At 73.2% G+C, this 15,347-nt stretch carries 12 protein-coding genes; 7 read left to right on the forward strand and 5 right to left on the reverse strand.

The features are described from left to right. The first annotated feature begins 499 nt into the window (after positions 1–499). Positions 500–949 carry a PTS glucose transporter subunit IIA gene (locus tag ACFC0B_RS33915; RefSeq protein WP_376094821.1) on the forward strand — a complete coding sequence of 150 codons (450 nt, stop codon included), beginning with the start codon at positions 500–502 and terminating at the stop codon, positions 947–949. Positions 950–1,050: 101 nt separating this feature from the next. Continuing rightward, entirely contained in the window at positions 1,051–2,721 is a 1,671-nt protein-coding gene (ptsP, locus tag ACFC0B_RS33920) for a phosphoenolpyruvate--protein phosphotransferase (protein ID WP_376094823.1), read from the forward strand. A 100-nt stretch (positions 2,722–2,821) separates the two neighbouring features. On the opposite strand, the gene ACFC0B_RS33925 is transcribed toward ptsP, so the two are convergent. The 3 genes from ACFC0B_RS33925 to ACFC0B_RS33935 all read right to left on the reverse strand — a co-directional run bounded on the left by ACFC0B_RS33925 (position 2,822) and on the right by ACFC0B_RS33935 (position 6,626). Then, on the reverse strand, positions 2,822–4,846 hold the full coding sequence (locus tag ACFC0B_RS33925; RefSeq protein WP_376094826.1) for an acetoacetate--CoA ligase: 2,025 nt from the start codon (positions 4,844–4,846) through the stop codon (positions 2,822–2,824). A 152-nt stretch (positions 4,847–4,998) separates the two neighbouring features. Continuing rightward, on the reverse strand, positions 4,999–5,550 hold the full coding sequence (locus ACFC0B_RS33930; protein ID WP_376094829.1) for an NUDIX domain-containing protein: 552 nt from the start codon (positions 5,548–5,550) through the stop codon (positions 4,999–5,001). Further along, positions 5,547–6,626: an NUDIX domain-containing protein gene (locus tag ACFC0B_RS33935; RefSeq protein ID WP_376094832.1), complete on the reverse strand. Its 1,080-nt coding sequence runs from the start codon at positions 6,624–6,626 to the stop codon at positions 5,547–5,549. The genes ACFC0B_RS33930 and ACFC0B_RS33935 overlap by 4 nt, the downstream gene beginning before the upstream one ends. A gap of 67 nt (positions 6,627–6,693) precedes the next feature. Between ACFC0B_RS33935 and mmuM the strand changes: the two genes are divergently transcribed. The 5 genes from mmuM (at position 6,694) to ACFC0B_RS33960 (ending at position 12,969) form a co-directional block, all read left to right on the forward strand. Next, the gene (mmuM, locus tag ACFC0B_RS33940) at positions 6,694–7,647 is read left to right on the forward strand and encodes a homocysteine S-methyltransferase (RefSeq protein WP_376094835.1); all 954 of its coding nucleotides are present in this window, start codon (positions 6,694–6,696) and stop codon (positions 7,645–7,647) included. Between the two features lie 161 nt (positions 7,648–7,808). After that, positions 7,809–8,573 (forward strand): IclR family transcriptional regulator, encoded by a 765-nt coding sequence (locus ACFC0B_RS33945; RefSeq protein WP_376094838.1) that lies wholly within the window; start codon positions 7,809–7,811, stop codon positions 8,571–8,573. Between the two features lie 323 nt (positions 8,574–8,896). After that, positions 8,897–9,616: an MIP/aquaporin family protein gene (locus ACFC0B_RS33950; RefSeq protein ID WP_376094841.1), complete on the forward strand. Its 720-nt coding sequence runs from the start codon at positions 8,897–8,899 to the stop codon at positions 9,614–9,616. 91 nt (positions 9,617–9,707) lie between these two features. Next, the gene (gene glpK, locus ACFC0B_RS33955; RefSeq protein ID WP_376094844.1) at positions 9,708–11,228 is read left to right on the forward strand and encodes a glycerol kinase GlpK; all 1,521 of its coding nucleotides are present in this window, start codon (positions 9,708–9,710) and stop codon (positions 11,226–11,228) included. A gap of 145 nt (positions 11,229–11,373) precedes the next feature. Then, on the forward strand, positions 11,374–12,969 hold the full coding sequence (locus ACFC0B_RS33960) for a glycerol-3-phosphate dehydrogenase/oxidase (protein ID WP_350569005.1): 1,596 nt from the start codon (positions 11,374–11,376) through the stop codon (positions 12,967–12,969). A gap of 321 nt (positions 12,970–13,290) precedes the next feature. Here the strand turns inward: ACFC0B_RS33960 and ACFC0B_RS33965 are convergent, their stop codons facing one another. Further along, positions 13,291–14,691, reverse strand: a complete 1,401-nt coding sequence (locus tag ACFC0B_RS33965; RefSeq protein ID WP_376094847.1) for a GntP family permease — start codon at positions 14,689–14,691, stop codon at positions 13,291–13,293. Next, positions 14,688–15,242 (reverse strand): gluconokinase, encoded by a 555-nt coding sequence (locus tag ACFC0B_RS33970; protein WP_376094850.1) that lies wholly within the window; start codon positions 15,240–15,242, stop codon positions 14,688–14,690. The genes ACFC0B_RS33965 and ACFC0B_RS33970 overlap by 4 nt, the downstream gene beginning before the upstream one ends. Positions 15,243–15,347 lie beyond the last annotated feature (105 nt).

The raw sequence follows: 15,347 nt of genomic DNA on the forward strand, positions 1-15,347 counted from the left end.
TGACTTTTGGCACGCTGTTGAGTTCTCAAGGAACGGACGCTTCCATCAGGCGGCTTTCACACCGGCCCTCCGGGCGCTTCGTTCTTTCGTGTTTCGAGCTTACCAGATCCGTTTCCCGGTACTTAACCGGTGCTTTTCGCATCCGAAATCTGGTGTTAACCGCCGACTCGCGGCGACTCGACCAACCATAGCGGGTCGTCGGCCGGAGCGCGAATCGAGCCACGCCGGCGTCACCCGCCCGGACGCGTGATTTGTTGCTCTCGCGAGCATATACAGCAATGGTCCCGATTCGCCAAGATGCCTGTAGAGTGCGGCGCATCGGCCAAGAGGACTAGACCACTAGCGGTCGGCGAGATGGCCGGCCGGTGCGGGCGGGCGGCACGATCGACTACCCGGGAATGTCGACAGATGTCCGAAGTTGACATGATTTAGGCTTCAGTCGATCGCCCTGCCGCGTTCGCGGCCGCTCACCTGTACTGCGCACTTGGGAGGCTCAACCATGACCACTGTGACGTCGCCGCTGACCGGCAAGGTCGTCGGGCTCGCCGGCGTGCCGGACCCCGTGTTCTCGGGTGCGATGGTCGGCCCCGGCACCGCGATCGACCCCGTGCGCGAGCAGACCGAGGCCGTTGCCCCGGTGGACGGCGTGGTCGTGTCCATGCACCCGCACGCGTTCGTCGTCGTCGACGCGGACGGGCACGGTGTCCTGACCCACCTGGGCATCGACACCGTCCAGCTGAACGGTGAGGGCTTCGAGCTGCTCGTCAGCAAGGGCGACACCGTCACCCGCGGCCAGGCCGTCATCAAGTGGGACCCGGCCGCCGTCGAGGCCGCCGGCAAGTCGCCGATCTCGCCGATCGTCGCGCTGGAGGCCTCGACCGAGGCGCTGGCCGGAGTGCTGGAGAGCGGGGAGGTCGCCGTCGGCGACGCCCTGTTCGACTGGAGCTGACCCCTCCCCCACTTACCCGACACACCCGCCCCGCCGTCCCGGCCGGGGCGGCCCGGCAAACAGCGGTACCCGGCGGGGCCGCCTCTCTCACGGAGACAGACATGGAGAAGACGCTGCGCGGCGTGGGTGTCAGCCACGGGGTCGCGATCGGCCAGGTGCGGCACATGGGGACGGCGGTACTGGAGCCCCCGGCCACCCAGATCCCGACCGAGGACGCTCCGCGCGAGCAGGCCCGCGCCCAGGCGGCCGTCGAGGCGGTGGCCGCGGACCTGATCGCCCGCGGCAACCTGGCCGGCGGCGAGGCCCAGGCCGTGCTGGAGGCCCAGGCGCTGATGGCGCAGGACCCGGAGCTGATGGCCGACGTCACCCGCCGGATCGCGGTCGGCAGCAGCGCCGAGCGCGGCGTCTACGACGCCTTCGCCGCCTACCGGGCGCTGCTCGCCTCGGCCGGGGAGTACCTGGCGGGCCGGGTGGCCGACCTGGACGACGTGCGCAACCGCATCGTCGCTCGGCTGCTGGGCGTGCCGATGCCGGGTGTGCCGGACAGCGACGAGCCGTACGTGCTGTTCGCCCGGGACCTGGCCCCGGCCGACACCGCGCTGCTGGACCCGACGCTGGTGCTCGGCTTCGTGACCGAGGAGGGCGGGCCGACCAGCCACAGCGCCATCCTGGCGCGGGCCATGGGCGTTCCGGCCGTGGTCGCCCTCCCGGGGGCGACCGATGTCGCCGAGGGCACCGTCGTCGCCGTGGACGGCAGCTCCGGTGACGTGCTGGTCGAGCCGAGCGAGGAGAAGAAGGAGGAGCTGCGCCGGATCGCCGCCGAGCGCAAGGCGGCGCTCGCCTCCTCCTCCGGCCCGGGTGCCACCTCCGACGGCCACAAGGTGCCGCTGCTCGCCAACGTCGGCGGTCCGGGCGACCTGCCGGCCGCGCTGGCGGCGGGCGCCGAGGGCGTCGGGCTGTTCCGCACCGAGTTCCTCTTCCTCGACGACTCGGCGAAGGCGCCCAGCGAGGAGAAGCAGGTCGAGGCGTACCGCAAGGTGCTGGAGGCGTTCCCGGAGAACCGGGTCGTCGTCCGGGTACTCGACGCGGGAGCGGACAAGCCGCTGGACTTCCTGACCCCGGCCGACGAGCCGAACCCGGCGCTGGGCGTACGCGGTCTGCGCACCCTGCTGGAGCACCCGGACGTGCTGCGGACCCAGCTGCGGGCGCTGGCCACCGCCGCCGAGGGCCTGCCGGTGCACCTTGAGGTGATGGCCCCGATGGTGGCCGACCGCAAGGACGCCAAGGATTTCGCCGAGGCGTGTCGTGAGGCCGGGCTGAGCGCCAAGTTCGGCGCGATGGTGGAGATTCCGTCGGCCGCGCTGCGGGCGCGCTCGATCCTCCAGGAGGTCGAGTTCCTGTCGCTGGGCACCAACGACCTCGCCCAGTACACCTTCGCCGCCGACCGGCAGGTCGGTGCGCTGGCCCGGCTGCAGGACCCGTGGCAGCCGGCGCTGCTCGACCTGATCGCGTCCGCGGCCGAGGCTGCGCAGGCCGAGGGCAAGAGCTGCGGCGTCTGCGGTGAGGCCGCGTCGGACCCGCTGCTGGCCGTGGTGCTGACCGGTCTCGGTGTCACCAGCCTGTCGATGGGCGCGGCGTCGATCCCCTATGTGCGGTCCGCGCTGGCCAAGTACACGCTGGCGCAGTGCCGCCGGGCCGCCGAGGCGGCGCGGGCGGCGGACAGCGCCGAGGAGGCGCGGGCCGCGGCGCAGCAGGTGCTGTCGGGCGAGTAGCCGGGCCGCCGCCGGGCGACCGTCGGAGAACACCAGGAGGGGCCCTTCCACCGTGGCGGTGGAAGGGCCCCTCCGGCGTGTCCGGGCGGAGGGCCCGCGGCTACTTCGCGGCGGCGCGGTCGCGGCCGAGCTGCTCGAACCAGCGGAGGTGGTCGAGGTTGTCGACGGAGCCGGGGTTGACGGCCTGGTCGAGCGGGGTGCCGGAGAGCAGGCGCTTCACCGGGACCTCGATGCGCTTGCCGGTCAGGGTGTGCGGCAGGCCGCGGACGGCGATGACCTCGTCGGGGACGTGGCGCGGGGAGAGCTCGGTGCGCAGCGAGGTGCGGATGCGGCCGATGAGGTCGTCGTCGAGTTCGGCGCCGGGGGTGAGGACGACGAAGAGCGGCATCCAGTAGCCGCCGTCGGGCTCCTCCAGGCCGATGACCAGGGATTCGGCGATCTCGGGGAGGCGTTCGACGACCTCGTAGATGTCCGAGGAGCCCATCCGGACGCCCTGGCGGTTGAGGGTGGAGTCGGAGCGGCCGTGGATGACGACGGTGCCGCGGGAGGTGGCGGTGATCCAGTCGCCGTGCCGCCAGACGCCGGGGTACATGTCGAAGTAGCTGTCGTGGTAGCGCGTTCCCTCGGGGTCGTTCCAGAAGCCGGTGGGCATCGAGGGGATGGGCTTGGTGACGACGAGTTCGCCGACCTCGTCGGTGAGCGGCCGGCCGTTGACGTCCCAGGACTCGACGGCGGCGCCGAGGCAGGGGGCCTGGATCTCGCCGAGGTGGACGGGGAGGGTGGGGACGCCGCCGACGAAGCAGGAGCAGACGTCGGTGCCGCCGCTGACGGAGGCGAGCCAGACGTCCTCCTTCAGCTCCTCGTAGATCCAGCGGAAGCCGTCGGGCGGCAGCGGGGAGCCGGTGGTGCCGAGGCAGCGGATCGCGGAGAGGTCGAGGTCGTGGCCGGGGCGCAGGCCCGCCTTCCGGCTGGCGATGACGTAGGCGGCGGAGGTGCCCACGACGGTGGCACCGGTGCGGGCGGCGACGGACCAGAAGGCGCCGGTGTCGGGGTGGCCGGGGCTGCCGTCGTAGGTGACGATCGTGGACCCGACGAGCAGGCCGGCGAGGAGGAAGTTCCACATCATCCAGCCGGTGGAGGTGTACCAGAGGAAGCGGTCGTCGGGGCCGAGGTCGAGGTGGAGGCCGGCCTGCTTCAGGTGCTCGACGAGGATGCCGCCCTGGCTCTGCACGATGGCCTTGGGCAGGCCGGTGGTGCCGGAGGAGTAGAGGACCCAGAGCGGGTGGTCGAAGGGGACCGGTTCGAAGACCGGGGCGGTGTCGGCGGCGACCAGGTCGTCCCAGGTCAGCGCTCCCTCGGGGGCGGGGGCGCCGAGCAGGGGGACGTGCACGACGGTGCGCAGCGACGGGAGTTCGCGGCGGAGTTCGGCGACGACCTCGGTGCGGTCGTGGTCCTTGCCGCCGTAGTGGTAGCCGTCGACGGCGAAGAGGACGACGGGCTCGATCTGCTGGAGGCGGTCGAGGACGCTGCGGGCGCCGAAGTCGGGGGCGCAGCTGGTCCAGACGGCGCCGACGGCGGCGGTGGCGAGGAGGGCGACGGCGGCCTGCGGGATGTTGGGCAGGTAGGCGCTGACCCGGTCGCCGGGGCGCACGCCCCGGGCCCGGAGGGCGGCGGCGAGGGAGCCGACCTGGCGGCGGAGTTCGGCCCAGCTGAGGGCGACGGGCTCGTCGGTGGTCTCGTCGAGGTGGAGGATCGCGGGGCGGTCGGCGTCGGCGGGGTCCTCGCCGGCGCGCAGGGCGTGCTCGGCGTAGTTGAGGCGGGCGCCGGGGAACCAGCGGGCGCCGGGCATCGCGGGGTCGGCGAGGACGGCGTCGGGTGCCTCGGTGAAGCGGACGTCGTACCACTGGGTGACGGCGGTCCAGAAGCGGTCGAGGTCCTCGACGGACCAGGCGTGCAGGGCGGCGTAGCGGGCGGCCGCCTGGTCGTCGTCGGCGGCGGGGGCGAGCGGGGCGGCCGGGGCGCCGTGGTGCTCGGCGGCCCAGGCCTGGAAGGCCACGATCCCGGTGCCGGCGGCACGAGCGGGGTTGGGGCGCCAGAGTGGCTGGTCCTGGGGTGGGGTGCTCACGGTGGTGGTCTCCCGGCCGGTGATGAGGGCGGACGGGGATGCTTGTGGCAGGGCCCGCGTCCGGTTGGGGGCTGTCGGTGCAGACCCTGCCATGTGATCGGCCGGTGCGCCAGGGTCCGCCCGGCCGACCGGGCGGCGGCCGGGTTGCCTGGTCAGAGGCGGGTGAACTCGCCGTTGAACCAGGAGCGGGAGACCCGGGTGTGGAAGGGGAAGGCGAGCGGGGTCTCGGGGGTGGCGAGCTGCCAGCCGTCGGTCTCGTCGGTGGGGACGGAGGGCGGGAGGGCGGCGAGCGGACGGGCCGGGAGCAGGCCGAAGAGGCAGAGGAAGCCCCCGCGGGTGTCGGAGTCGGTGGCGACCAGGGTGATGTCCGCGGCCTCGGCGCGGATGCCGGTCTCCTCGCGCAGTTCGCGCACGCAGGCCTGCTGCCAGCTCTCGCCGTAGTCGATGTAGCCGCCGGGGAGGGCGAGTTCGCCGTAGCCGGGCTCGATGGTGCGGCGGATCACCACGAGGCCGGGGGCGGTGTCGGCGGCCGGGGTGACCGGGAGGAGGGTGACGACGACGGGCAGCGGGTTGCGGTAGCTGATCTCGGTGCAGCCGGGGCAGGTCCGGGGCCAGGCGGAGGTGCCGGGCGGGTAGGGGCTGCCGCAGAAGTGGCAGTGGGAGTTGGCTTGGTGGCGCACCGGGCCGGCCTCGTGAGTCGTCATGGGCGGATGGTAGTGCGGGCGGCCGGGGGCGGGGCGGGGGTCGCGGGATCCGGTCGGGGATCGCTGCGGGCGGGGCGCAGCAGTGCGGGGTGGAGGAGGCGGGCGTCGCCGGCGTGGTAGGTGCGGGCGCGGGGGCCGCCGCGGGCGCCGCCGCGGTCGGTGGTGGTACCGGTGCCCTCGACGAAGCCGGGGACGGAGAGCACCTTGCGGTGGAAGTTGCCGGGGTGGAGCTTCTCGTCCCAGACGGCCTCGTAGACGGCGCGCAGCTCGGGGATGGTGAAGTCGTGGTGGAGGAACGCGGTGGCCAGCGGGCTGTACTCGATCTTGGCGCGGGCGCGGTCGAGGCCGTCGGCGACGATCCGGGCGTGGTCGAAGGCGAGCTCGATGGGGGTGCGGTCGCCGGGCTCGGCGTCCTCGGCGGGCCCGGCGGGTGCCGAGGACTCGGACGGCTCGGTGGAGCCGGTGCGCCCGTCGACGCCACCCCCGTGGGTGTCGGCGGGCGCACCGGCGGTCTCGGACCGGCCGGCGGGCCGGAGGTCGAGGGCGGTGACGGGGTGCCAGGCGGCGTGGGCCGCGTCGGTGCCGGCCCGCGGGTCGGGCAGGTCCGGGGCGAAGGCGAGGTAGGCGACGGAGACCACGTGCATCCGCGGGTCGCGGTCGGGTGCGCCGTAGCTGCCGAGCTGTTCGAGGTGGATGCGGCTGAGCGCGGCCTCGGCCCCGACGGTGCCGTGCAGCCCGGTCTCCTCGGCGAACTCGCGGGCGGCGGCCTCGTCGAGGCTCTCCTCGCCGGCCCTCAGGAAGCCGCCGGGCAGGGCCCAGCGGCCCTGGTAGGGCGGCAGGGCGCGCTCGACGAGCAGGACGTGCAGCCGGCCGTGCCGCAGGGTGAGGGCGACCACGTCGACCGTGACGGCGACCGGGGTGTAGGCGCGCGGGTCGTAGGCGGCGAGCCATTCCTGCTCGGTGGTGTCCACGGGTACGCTCCTCCCTCTCCCGGTGCTGCCTCCCGGTGCTGCCGGACGGGCGTCCTTCTCGGAATGAGCACAACGTAGCGATCTCTTGACTCTGCGGCAAATCATTTTCCGCACCCTCCCCCGCGCCCGGACTCCTAGGCTGTGACCAGGACGTTCACCCGAGGAGGCCGTGATGGGCACACCCGGCACACCCGGCGCGCCGGACTTCGCCGCCGCGCTGGCGGCCGGGCCGCTGGTGCTGGACGGCGGGCTGTCCGACCAGCTGGCGGCGGCCGGGTACGACCTGGCGGACGAGCTGTGGTCGGCCCGGCTGCTGGCGGACGCGCCGGAGGCGGTGCGGGCGGCGCACCGGGCGTACTTCGCGGCGGGCGCGCAGGTCGCGATCACCGCGAGCTACCAGGCGGGTTTCGCCGGCTTCGCCCGGCGCGGGATCGGCCGGGACGGGGCGGTCCGGCTGCTGGCCCGCAGCGTGGAACTGGCGCGGGAGGCGGCGCGCGGGCTGCCGGGGCCGCGCCGGTGGGTGGCCGCGTCGGTCGGGCCGTACGGGGCGGTGCTGGCGGACGGCTCGGAGTACCGGGGCCGGTACGGGCTGACGGCGGCCGAGCTGGAGGCGTTCCACCGGCCGCGGCTGGAGGCGCTGGCGGCGGCGGGCCCGGACGTGCTGGCGCTGGAGACGGTGCCGGACGTCGAGGAGGCGCGGGTGCTGGTGCGGGCGGTGCGCGGACTGGGGGTGCCGGCCTGGCTGTCGTTCGGCGCGGCGGGCGGGCTGACCCGGGCCGGGCAGCCGCTGGCGGAGGCTTTCGCGCTGGCGGCGGAGGCGGACGAGGTGGTGGCGGTGGGGGTGAACTGCTGCGCGCCCGGGGAGGCGGACCGGGCGGTGCCGCTGGCGGCGCGGGTCTCCGGCAAGCCGGTGGTGGTGTACCCGAACAGCGGCGAGGGCTGGAACGCGGCAGCCGGGGCGTGGTGCGGCGGGCCGACCTTCGAGGCGCGCCGGGTGGCCGGCTGGCTGGCGGCCGGGGCGCGGCTGGTGGGCGGCTGCTGCCGGGTCGGGCCGGACGCGATCCGGGCGGTGGCCGCGGAGGTGGCGGAGGTGGCGGAGGCGGCGGCCGCCGAACGGCCCGGCTGATCCCCGGCACCGGCCGCACGGGCCGTCCGGGGGTGCGCGGCCGGCCCGGCCGCGGCGGGGTTACCGAGGGGGAAGGTGCACGGAACGGCGACGGCCTGGCAGACTCGTGCCGTCACCACTGCGGTCGACAATGTCGACCGCCCATCAGCGCGGAGGTACCCATGCCCGGCCCGATCCAGTCGCTTTCCCGGGCCGCCGCGATCATGCGCCTGCTGGCCGGCGGCGAGCGCCGCCTGGGCCTGTCGGAGGTCGCGACGGCGCTGGACCTCGCCAAGGGCACCGCGCACGGCATCCTGCGCACCCTCCAGCAGGAGGGGTTCGTGGAGCAGGACCCGGAGAGCGGCAAGTACCAGCTGGGCGCCGAGCTGCTGCGGCTCGGGCAGAGCTACCTGGACGTCCACGAGCTGCGGGCGCGGGCCCTGGTGTGGGCCGACGACCTGGCCAGGGCGGCCGGCGAGACCGTCTACCTGGGGGTGCTGCACCAGCGCGGGGTGCTCATCGTGCACCACGTGTTCCGGCCGGACGACACCCGGCAGGTGCTGGAGGTCGGCTCGATGCAGCCGCTGCACTCGACCGCGCTGGGCAAGGTGCTGCTGGCCTACGACCCGGTGGCGCGCGGCGAGCTGGGAGACGGCCCGTTCGAGTCGTACACCGCGCGGACGCTCACCGAGCCGGCGGACGTGGACGCCGAGGCGGCGCTGACCCGCGAGCGCGGCTGGGCGGACTCGGTGGAGGAGACCTGGGACGGCGTGGCCTCGATCGGCGCACTGATCCAGGACCGGCGGCGCAACCCGGTGGGCGCGGTCTGCATCAGCGGCGCGGTCGAGCGGGTCTGCGAGGACGGATTCGTGAAGCCCTCGCTGGTCGCGTCGGTGCGCAGCGCGGCGCGCGCGATCTCCCGGGACCTCGGCGCCGGGCGGTTCTGAGCGGCGGACCGCCGCCCTCCCGACACCCGAAGAATCGTTCACGCAGAGGCGCGGACGGGCGAAATGCCCGTCCGCGCCTTACCGTTTTGTCCAAAATTCCACGGATCCATCCGGTGGCATCGGGTAGCACGGCGAGCGAAGGGTCACAGCTGCGTAACCCGGCCTTGACGCGAGGGCGACCCGGGGAGGAAGCTTCCGCATGACGGTCGACATTGTCGAACGATGGCCGTGCAGATCACTCCCACAAGGCGCTCACCCGCCCAGCGATCGCCCGGCCCCTGCCCCCACCCGCACCTCCGGGCCATATGGACAAGGGAGTCTTTGTGTCCGCGTTCTCCAACGGCGACATCTTCGTCGGCGAAACCCTCGGCACCGCCGCCCTGATACTCCTCGGCGGCGGCGTCTGCGCCGCCGTGACGCTCAAGAAGTCGAAGGCCCTGAACGCCGGCTGGCTGGCGATCACCTTCGGCTGGGGCTTCGCGGTGATGATCGCCGCCTACATGTCGGCTCCGAAGTCCGGTGCCCACCTGAACCCGGCCGTCACCCTGGCCATCGCCGTCGACACCGGCGACTGGAGCAAGGTCCCGGTCTACCTCGTCTCCCAGCTGATCGGCGCCATGATCGGCGCCGTCCTCGTGTGGCTCACCTACCTCGGCCAGTTCCAGGCCAACCAGGAGCCCACCCTCGGCATCTTCTCGACCGGCCCCGAGATCCGGAACCCGGTCCAGAACCTGCTCACCGAGATCATCGGCACCTTCGTGCTCGCCCTGGCCATCCTCACCCAGGGCCTGACCAAGGGCCTCGGCCTCTCCGGCACCGGCATCCTGATCGTCGCCTTCACCGTCGTCGGCATCGGTCTGTCCCTCGGCGGCCCGACCGGCTACGCCATCAACCCGGTCCGCGACCTCGGCCCGCGCATCGTCCACTCGCTGCTGCCGATCCCGAACAAGGGCGGCTCCGACTGGTCGTACGCCTGGATCCCGGTGGCCGGCCCGGTCATCGGCGGCCTGCTGGCCGGCGGCCTGTACCACGTCGCGTTCTGACCCGCCGGGTTTCCACCCCGCCCGGATCCGGGGACTGACCCGAGAGTCAGGCCCACCCTCCCCCGCACACCTTCCCGAGCCGAGGACCCTCATGACCTCCACTGGCAACTACATCGCCGCGATCGACCAGGGCACCACCTCCAGCCGCTGCATCATCTTCGGCGCCGACGGCCGCATCGTCTCCGTCGACCAGCAGGAGCACCGGCAGATCTTCCCCCAGCCCGGCTACGTCGAGCACGACGCCGCCGAGATCTGGACCCGGGTGCAGTCGGTCGTCCGCGGTGCGCTGGAGAAGGCCGGCCTGACCAAGGACGACATCCGCGCCATCGGCATCACCAACCAGCGCGAGACCACCGTCCTGTGGGACAGGAACACCGGCGAGCCGGTGCACAACGCGCTGGTGTGGCAGGACACCCGCACCGAGGCGCTCTGCCGCGAGCTGGGCCGCAACGTCGGCCAGGACCGCTTCCGCCGCGAGACCGGCCTCCCGCTGGCCAGCTACTTCGCCGGCCCGAAGATCCGCTGGCTGCTGGACAACGTCGAGGGCCTGCGCGAGCGCGCCGAGGCCGGCGACATCCTCTTCGGCACCATGGACACCTGGGTCATCTGGAACCTCACCGGCGGGGTGAACGGCGGCAAGCACGTCACGGACGTGACCAACGCCAGCCGCACCATGCTGATGAACCTGAAGACGCTGGCCTGGGACGAGGGCATCGCCGAGTCGATGGGCGTGCCGATGGCGGTCCTGCCCGAGATCCGCTCCTCCGCCGAGGTGTACGGCGAGGCCGTCGGCGACCTGGCGGGCGTGCCGGTCGCCTCCGCGCTCGGCGACCAGCAGGCCGCGCTGTTCGGCCAGACCTGCTTCGACGAGGGCGAGGCCAAGTCCACCTACGGCACCGGCACCTTCCTGCTGCTGAACACCGGCGAGAAGATCGTCAACTCGTACCACGGCCTGCTGACCACGGTCGGCTACCGGATCGGCGACCAGGCTCCGGTGTACGCCCTGGAGGGCTCGATCGCCGTCACCGGCTCGCTCGTCCAGTGGCTGCGCGACCAGCTCGGCATCATCTCCACCGCCGCCGAGATCGAGACCCTGGCCAACACGGTCGAGGACAACGGCGGCGCCTACTTCGTCCCGGCCTTCTCCGGCCTGTTCGCCCCGTACTGGCGCTCCGACGCCCGCGGTGTGATCGCCGGCCTCACCCGGTACGTCACCAAGGGCCACCTGGCCCGGGCCGTCCTGGAGGCCACCGCCTGGCAGACCCGCGAGGTCGTCGACGCCATGCAGAAGGACTCCGGGGTCGAGCTCACCGCCCTCAAGGTCGACGGCGGCATGACCAGCAACAACCTGCTCATGCAGAACATCGCCGACGTCCTGGACGCCCCGGTCGAGCGCCCGTACGTGGCCGAGACCACCGCCCTGGGCGCCGCCTACGCGGCCGGCCTGGCGGTCGGCTTCTGGAGCGACCTCGACACCCTGCGGGCCAACTGGCACCGCGCCGCCGAGTGGACCCCGCGGATGGACGAGGCCACCCGGGAGCGCGAGTACAAGAAGTGGCTCAAGGCCGTCGAGCGCACCATGGGCTGGGTGGAGGAGGAAGAGACCAACTGACCGCGACGCCGGTCGGGGCACCTGCCCCGGCCGGCCCGCCCCCGTTCCACCGGCCCGCCGCACCGGGCCACCGGCCTCTCCCAGGGGCCGTACGCACACCGAGAGGAGTAACGGCGCCGCCCGACCCGCGCGCCGTACACACACCATGGCAACCATTCCGACCCTGGGCGCCGAGCTGACCGCCGGCCGCACCGCCTCCCGCGCCGAGACCCGCGAGCTGCTCGGCAAGGCCACCTACGACCTGCTGGTGATCGGGGGCGGCATCCTCGGCACCGCCGTCGCCTGGACCGCGTCCCAGGCCGGTCTGAAGGTCGCCATGGTCGACGCCGGCGACTTCGCCGGCGCCACCTCCAGCGCCTCCTCCAAGCTCGTCCACGGCGGTCTGCGCTACCTGCAGACCGGCGCGGTCAAGCTGGTCGCCGAGAACCACAAGGAGCGCCGCGCGCTCTCCACCGACGTCGCCCCGCACCTGGTCAACCCGCTGACCTTCTTCGTGCCGGTCTACAAGGGCGGCCCGCACAGCGCGCCCAAGCTCGGCGCCGGCGTGTTCCTGTACTCGGCGCTCTCCGCCTTCCGCGACGGCATGGGCCGGGTCTCCACCGCCGCGCACGCCGCCCAGCAGGTGCCCGCGCTGCGCACCGAGGGCCTGCGCTCGGTGGCCGTCTACGGCGACCACCAGATGAACGACTCGCGCGTCGCGGTGATGACCGTGCGCGCCGCCGTCGAGGCCGGCGCGGTCGTGCTCAACCACGCCGAGGTCACCGGCCTGCGCTTCACCGGCGGCCGGGTCACCGGCGCCGAGCTCAAGGACCGCATGGACGGCACCGAGTTCGGCGTCGACGCCCGCCTGGTGCTGAACGCCACCGGCCCGTGGGTGGACCACCTGCGCCGGATGGAGGACGCCGGCGCCGCGCCGTCGATCCGCCTCTCCAAGGGCGCGCACGTGGTGGTCAAGCGCCGCTCGCCGTGGCGCGCCGCGCTGACCATCCCGATCGACAAGTACCGCGTCTCCTTCGCCATCCCGTGGGAGGACCACGTCCTGCTCGGCACCACCGACGAGGAGTACACCGGCGACCCGAAGGACGTCCGGGCCACCGAGGCGGACGTCGACCAGATCCTCGGCGAGGCCGCGCACGCGATCCGCGACGAGCACCTCGACCGCGACCTGATCACCTACACCTTCGCGGGCCTGCGGGTGCTGCCCGGCGGCCCGGGCGACACCGCCGCCGCCAAGCGCGAGACCGTCGTCACCGAGGGCAAGGGCGGCATGCTGTCGGTCGCCGGCGGCAAGTGGACCACCTACCGCCACATCGGGCGCACCGTGCTGGAGAAGCTGGCCCACGTGCCCGGCACCTCGCTCGGCGAGGACATCTCCCCGATCGCCCCGACCGTGCCGCTGCCGGGCGTCGGCGCGCCGAACGCCGTGGCGCACCGCCTGCTGATCGACCGTGAGCCCGGCTCGCGGATGGAGCCGCTGGTCGCCAAGCACCTGGCCGGCCACTACGGCACGCTGTCCTTCGACATCGCCCGGATGATCGACGAGAACCCGGAGCTCGGCCGACCGATCCACGAGGACGGTCCGGACGTCTGGGCGCAGGTCGCCTACGCGGCCGACCACGAGTGGGCGTACACCGCGGACGACGTGCTGCGCCGCCGCACCACGATGACCGTCCGCGGCCTGGACACTCCGGAGGTCCGTGCCGAGGTCGAGGCCTTCCTCGCGAAGCGCGGAACCAAGTAGGCCCAGCCTCGCGAAGCGCGGAACCAAGTAGGCACAGCCTCGCGAAGCGTGGAACCAAGTAGGCACAGCCTCGCGAAGGGCGGAACCGCGTAGGCGCGCGTGCGCACCGGACTCGACGGGCGGGCACCCCAGGGCTGGGGGTGCCCGCCCGTCGGCATGCCCGCCGACCTACGGGAAGTGGACCGACGTCGACCTCACCCTCAAGGCCGCCGCCGACGGCTCGGTGGCCCCCGCCGGTCGCCTGGTCCCATCCCGGCACGGACGAACGGGCGGGCGCTCCACGAGGAGCGCCCGCCCGTTCGGCGTTGTGTCCGGGGCCCGCTAGATGACCAGGCTGAGCGGCATGATCAGGGCGATCGCGACCACCGAGATCACCGTCTCCATCGCCGACCAGGACTTCAGCGTCTGGCCGACGCTCATCCCGAAGTACTCCTTCACCAGCCAGAAGCCGGCGTCGTTGACGTGCGACAGGAACAGCGAGCCGGCGCCGATGGCCAGCACCAGCAGGGCCGCGTGGGTGGACGACATGTCGGCCGCCAGCGGGGCGACGATGCCGGCCGCGGTGATGGTGGCGACCGTGGCCGAGCCGGTGGCGAGGCGGATCAGCACCGCGATCAGCCAGCCGAGCAGCAGCGCCGAGATGTGCCACTTGGACGACCACTCGCTGACCGCGCTGCCGACGCCCACGTCGATCAGGGTCTGCTTGAAGCCGCCGCCCGCGCCGACGATGAAGACGATGCCGGCGATCGGGCCGAGCGACTTGCCGACCGTGTCGGAGATCCGGGCCTTGTCGAAGCCGGCCGCCCTGCCCAGGGTCACCATGCCGAGCAGGGTCGCCGCGAGCAGGGCGATCAGCGGGGAGCCGATGAAGTCGAAGACCCGCTGCGGCAGCGCCTTGGGGTCGTCGATCACGACGTCCGCCAGCGCCTTGGCGAGCATCAGGACGACCGGCAGCAGGATGGTCGCCAGCACGGCGCCGAAGGACGGGGTGTGCTCGCGCTTCGCGGTCTCCACCGGGACGGCCGCCTCGGGGATCTCCAGCGGGCCGACCCAGCGCTCGGCGACGCGGGCGAACAGCGGCCCGGCGACGATCAGGGTCGGGACGGCGATCAGCAGGCCGAGCGCCAGGGTGATGCCGAGGTCGGCCTTGAGCGCGTCGACGGCGACCAGCGGACCGGGGTGCGGGGGCACCAGGCCGTGCAGCACGGACAGGCCGGCCAGCGCCGGGATGCCGATCCGCATCAGCGGGACGTTGCCGCGGCGGGCCACCAGCAGGACGATCGGGATCAGCAGCACCACGCCGACCTCGAAGAACAGCGGCAGGCCGAGCACGGCGGCGATCAGCGCCATCGCCCACGGCAGCGCCCTGGGCCCGGAGCGGGACAGCACGGTGTCCGCGATGATGTTCGCGCCGCCGGAGTCGGCGAGCAGCTTGCCGAGCATCGCGCCCAGGCCGATCAGCAGGCCGACGCCCGCGACGGTGGAGCCGAAGCCGGTGGAGAAGCTGCTGAGCAGCTTGTCGAAGGGCGCGCCGGCGACGGCGGCCAGCAGGCCCGAACCGAGGGTCAGGGCCAGGAACGGGTGCAGCTTGAGCTTGGTGATCAGCAGCACGATGGCGCCGATGCTGAGCAGCACCGCGATCAGCAGCTGGGTGTCGCTGCCGGTGTGCGGGAGGGCCGGTGGGGCGGCCGCGAGCACCGCGAGGGTGGGGGACGGGGTCACGCGAGGTCTCCATTGACGGGCCGCAGCAGCGCGGCGGCCTTCTCGACGAGTTCTTCGGGGGTCGGCCCGACGTCCAGGACGGCGCCGCGCTCGTCCGGACCGAGGGGTTCCAGGGCGGCGTACTGGGAGCCGAGCAGCGACGGCGGCATGAAGTGGCCGGTGCGGTGGGCGAGCCGGTCCTCGACCAGCTCGGTCCGGCCGCTGAGGTGCAGGAACCAGGCGTCCGGGTCGGCTTCGCGCAGCAGGTCGCGGTAGCCGTGCTTGAGCGCCGAGCAGGTGACCACGCCGCCGGTGCCGGCCTCGGTGCGCTCCTTGAGCCAGGCGCCGATGGCGCGCAGCCAGGGTTCGCGGTCCCGGTCGTCCAGCGGGACGCCGGCCGCCATCTTGGCGATGTTGGCCGGCGGGTGGAAGTCGTCCGCCTCGGCGAAGGGGAGGTCGAGGCGGTCGGCCAGCAGGCGGGCCAGGGTGGTCTTGCCGACACCGGAGACGCCCATCACCACGATGGTGAGGGGCGCGTGGGAGGTGTCGTGGTTCTCGACGCTGAGAGCCATGGGTGGTGCTCCTTCGTTGCCTGGCCGCCACTATCGCCTCAAAGATATGACGTATTCAAGTAGCAGAAACCAAATCGTCATACTTTTATGCCCGGACATGGCGGC

Origin of the sequence: Kitasatospora sp. NPDC056184, from assembly GCF_042268405.1 — a bacterium.
Lineage (GTDB): Bacteria > Actinomycetota > Actinomycetes > Streptomycetales > Streptomycetaceae > Kitasatospora.

Excerpts from the sequence above, each read along its gene's own strand:
- ACFC0B_RS33915 (WP_376094821.1), top strand. The coding sequence starts at position 500 with ATGACCACTGTGACGTCGCCGCTGACCGGCAAGGTCGTCGGGCTCGCC.
- ptsP (WP_376094823.1), top strand. The coding sequence starts at position 1,051 with ATGGAGAAGACGCTGCGCGGCGTGGGTGTCAGCCACGGGGTCGCGATC.
- ACFC0B_RS33930 (WP_376094829.1), bottom strand. The coding sequence starts at position 5,550 with ATGACGACTCACGAGGCCGGCCCGGTGCGCCACCAAGCCAACTCCCAC.
- ACFC0B_RS33935 (WP_376094832.1), bottom strand. The coding sequence starts at position 6,626 with ATGATTTGCCGCAGAGTCAAGAGATCGCTACGTTGTGCTCATTCCGAG.
- mmuM (WP_376094835.1), top strand. The coding sequence starts at position 6,694 with ATGGGCACACCCGGCACACCCGGCGCGCCGGACTTCGCCGCCGCGCTG.
- ACFC0B_RS33945 (WP_376094838.1), top strand. The coding sequence starts at position 7,809 with ATGCCCGGCCCGATCCAGTCGCTTTCCCGGGCCGCCGCGATCATGCGC.
- glpK (WP_376094844.1), top strand. The coding sequence starts at position 9,708 with ATGACCTCCACTGGCAACTACATCGCCGCGATCGACCAGGGCACCACC.
- ACFC0B_RS33960 (WP_350569005.1), top strand. The coding sequence starts at position 11,374 with ATGGCAACCATTCCGACCCTGGGCGCCGAGCTGACCGCCGGCCGCACC.
- ACFC0B_RS33970 (WP_376094850.1), bottom strand. The coding sequence starts at position 15,242 with ATGGCTCTCAGCGTCGAGAACCACGACACCTCCCACGCGCCCCTCACC.